1 protein-coding gene is annotated in these 284 nt (G+C 48.6%); it reads right to left on the bottom strand.

Annotated features, from left to right (window positions below):
* Window positions 1-284, bottom strand: a 284-nt coding sequence (locus J0A66_RS23075; RefSeq protein ID WP_277603629.1) for a MaoC/PaaZ C-terminal domain-containing protein, incomplete at both ends; no start/stop codon positions are given.

Here is a 284-nt window from a genome sequence, read left to right as displayed (position 1 = left end):
CTCTGGCTGATGGTGAAAGCTGACATCACAGGGTAAAAATACCGGTTTGCGAAAGCTCACACTCAGCTCAAATGCCTCTCCCACTATGGGCGCTAGTGCAGTAATGCAGCGCGCCTTACTCCACATACCGTGAATAATCTGAGACTTAAAACCAAAGAAACGTGCAGACCAGGGATACAAGTGAATCGGGTTGTAATCACCAGACACCTTGGCATATTGGCGACCTAAATTAGCATCTAAATGCCATTGTTCGCCACAGGGCAGATTTGCCGACGCGGAAGGTA

Origin of the sequence: Bowmanella dokdonensis (assembly GCF_017254865.1) — a bacterium.
Classification (GTDB): Bacteria; Pseudomonadota; Gammaproteobacteria; order Enterobacterales; family Alteromonadaceae; genus Bowmanella; species Bowmanella dokdonensis.
This window is presented reverse-complemented; position numbering and strand designations above follow the sequence as displayed.